Origin of the sequence: Stenotrophomonas sp. 278 (assembly GCF_003935715.1) — a bacterium.
Lineage (GTDB): Bacteria > Pseudomonadota > Gammaproteobacteria > Xanthomonadales > Xanthomonadaceae > Stenotrophomonas > Stenotrophomonas maltophilia_AH.
The window spans coordinates 1-3,093 of record NZ_RHPP01000240.1; the positions used below are offsets into that span (position 1 = coordinate 1).

Sequence of the window (3,093 nt, forward strand, 5' to 3'; positions counted from 1 at the left end):
CCATCACCGCTGCCGCGCCGCAGATCGCGCTGCCGGCTCCGATCAGCAGCGCGCTGCTGCGCTCCAGCCCGAACAGCCGGGTGCCGGCCCAGCCAGCCAGCAGCAGCGTGCTGGTCACCATGACCGCGTCGATCAGCAGGCCGGCCACGCCGACCTGGCCGATGTCCTGAAAGGTCAGGCGCATCCCGTACAGCACGATGCCGGCACGCAGCAGCCACTGTCTGGAAAAGCCCACTCCCGCCCCGGCGCGGGGGGCCAGGCGTGGATACAGTGTGTTGCCCAGGCCGATGCCCAGCGCGATGGCCAGGGTCAGGGTGCTTAGGCCGTGTGACTGCAGCGCAGCGTGTTGACCGAGCAGCAGCGCCAGCCCGGCCACGGTGGCAGTCAGCGCCAGGCCGGGCAGTCGCGGCCACCAGCGCCGGCGCAGGGAGAGCAGGGTGGGGGCCAGGGAGGAGGCGGTGTTCACGGTGCGGCTCGCCGGTGATGAGGACCGGCGCAGCGTGCGGCTGGGCGAATGACCTGTAAAACGACTAATATCGCTATCAATAACCTGAAAAACGGGTCAAGCATGCTGCGTCTGAGCTTGCGGCAATGGCAGGTGCTGGTGGCCGTGGCCGATGCTGGCACCACCACCGCTGCCGGTGACACCCTGGGTCTGTCCCAGTCGGCGGTCAGCGCCGCCCTGAACGAGCTGGAACATCAGCTGCCGGCACCGTTGTTCGACCGGGTCGGCCGCCGCCTGCTGCTGAACGCACAGGGCCGGGCCCTGCTGGACCCGGCGCGTGCGTTGCTGATGGCAGCCGCGACCCTGGAGCAGGACGCCGGCATCGGACCGGGTGGGGCACAACCACGCCCCGTGCATCTGCGGATCGCCGCCAGCACCACCATCGGCAACTACCTGCTGCCGCCGCGCGTGGCCGCACTGCTGGCGGTACATGCCCGGGCCCGGGTTGCGCTGCAGATCGGCAACACGGCTGACGTGGTCGCCCAGGTGCAGCGACTGGAGGTCGACGTCGGCCTGATCGAAGGGCCCTGCCATGAGAGTGGCCTGCAGGTGCGGCCATGGCAGCGCGATGCGCTGGTGATCGTGGCCGCTGCGACCGCGCCTGCCCGCATGAGCCTGCCGGCGCTGCGTGCCGCACGCTGGCTGCTGCGCGAGCCGGGATCGGGTACGCGTGAGGCGGTCGAGCAGGGCCTGCTGCCGCACCTGCACCATTTCACCGACAGCATGCAGCTCGGCAGCACGGAGGCGATCAAGCAGGCTGCCGCTGCCGGCCTGGGCCTGGCCTGCCTGTCACGGCATGCCGTGGCTGACCTGCTGGCGCTGGGCACGCTGCGGGAGGTGAAAACCGACCTGCCGCCGCTGTCACGCCAGCTGTGGACGGTCCAGCACCCGCGCCGCATTCTGCCCGCCGCGTTGGCAGGGCTGCTGGAATAGGCGACGGCGGTCGGCCGTCCCGCTTACAATGATGGGATGCCTCTGATCACTCTGCAGAACGTCGACTTCAGCGTCGGCGGCCCGTTGTTGCTGGAAAAAGCCGAACTGTCCATCGAACCGGGCGAGCGCATCGCCCTGATCGGTCGCAACGGTGCCGGCAAATCCACCCTGCTCAAACTGCTGTCCGGCGACCACAAGCCCGATGACGGCGAAGTCCGCGTGCAGCAGGGGGTGCGGGTCACCCGGCTGGAACAGGAAGTGCCACACGGTGCCGCCGGCAGCGTGTTCGATGTGGTGGCCGATGGTCTGGGCGAACTGGGCCAGTGGCTGGCCGAATTCCATCACCTCAGCCATGCCGAGGTCTTCGACGGAGACGCGCTGGGCGCGGTGCAGGCCAAGATCGACGCCGCCAACGGCTGGGGTCTGGACCAGCGGGTCGAGGAAACCCTGACCAAGCTGGAACTGGATGGCGAGGCCGAGTTCGGTCGTCTTTCCGGTGGCATGAAGCGCCGCGTGCTGCTGGCGCGCGCACTGGTGTCCGCGCCGGATCTGCTGCTGCTGGACGAGCCGACCAACCATCTGGACATCGAGGCCATCGACTGGCTGGAAGCGTTTCTGAAGAGCTGGAGCGGCAGCGTGGTGTTCGTCACCCACGACCGTCGCTTCCTGCGCGCGCTCGCCACCCGCATCGTCGAGATCGACCGTGGTCAGGTCACCAGCTGGCCCGGTGACTGGGCCAACTACGAGCGCCGCCGCGAAGAGCGCCTCAATGCGCAGGCGCAGGAGAATGCGCGCTTCGACAAGCTGCTGGCACAGGAAGAGGTGTGGATCCGCCAGGGCATCAAGGCCCGGCGCACCCGCGACGAAGGCCGCGTGCGCCGGCTCAAGGCGATGCGCAACGAACGCTCGCAGCGCCGCGAAATGAGCGGCAACGTCAAGATGGAAGCGGCCCAGGCCGAGAACTCCGGCAAGAAGGTGATCGACGTCAAGGACATCTCGTTTGCCTTCGGCGAGCGCTGCATGGTCAAGGACTTCAGCACCACCATCCTGCGCGGCGACCGCATCGGCCTGATCGGGCCCAACGGCAGTGGCAAGACCACCCTGCTGAAACTGCTGCTGGGCGACCTCACACCGGACAGCGGCGAAGTCGTGGCCGGCACCAATCTGCAGATCGCCTATTTCGACCAGTACCGGGCGGTGCTGCGCGAAGACTGGACGGCCATCGAGAACGTGGCCGAGGGGCGCGATTTCCTCGAGTTCAACGGCAAGCGCAAGCATGTGCACGCCTACCTGCAGGACTTCCTGTTCACGCCCGAACGTGCGCGTGCGCCGATCACCCGCCTGAGCGGTGGCGAGCGCAACCGGTTGCTGCTGGCCAAGCTGTTCGCACAGCCGTCCAACCTGCTGGTGATGGACGAACCGACCAACGACCTCGACGTGGAAACGCTGGAGCTGCTGGAAGAACTGCTGGCCGATTACACCGGCACCCTGCTGCTGGTCAGCCACGACCGTGACTTCCTCGACAACGTGGTGACCTCCACCATGGTGATGGAGGGCGAGGGCGTGGTGGGCGAGTACGTCGGCGGTTACAGCGACTGGCAGCGCTATGCCGCGCAGCGGACGGCGCAGGCGGCCCCCGTGGCGGCCAAGGCGGC

Annotated in this window: 3 protein-coding genes; 2 read left to right on the forward strand and 1 reads right to left on the reverse strand. The window is 68.2% G+C overall.

Annotated elements, in window-relative coordinates; genetic code table 11:
- Positions 1-448 (reverse strand): YeiH family protein (locus EGJ34_RS21065; protein ID WP_260477092.1); only part of this gene is annotated, 448 nt, incomplete at its 3' end.
- A 123-nt stretch (positions 449-571) separates the two neighbouring features.
- Here EGJ34_RS21065 and EGJ34_RS21070 point away from each other — a divergent pair.
- Together EGJ34_RS21070 and EGJ34_RS21075 are read left to right on the forward strand one after the other, a co-directional pair.
- Entirely contained in the window at positions 572-1,438 is an 867-nt protein-coding gene (locus EGJ34_RS21070; RefSeq protein WP_125362364.1) for a LysR family transcriptional regulator, read from the forward strand.
- Positions 1,439-1,474: 36 nt separating this feature from the next.
- Positions 1,475-3,093 (forward strand): ATP-binding cassette domain-containing protein (locus EGJ34_RS21075; protein ID WP_125362363.1); only part of this gene is annotated, 1,619 nt, incomplete at its 3' end.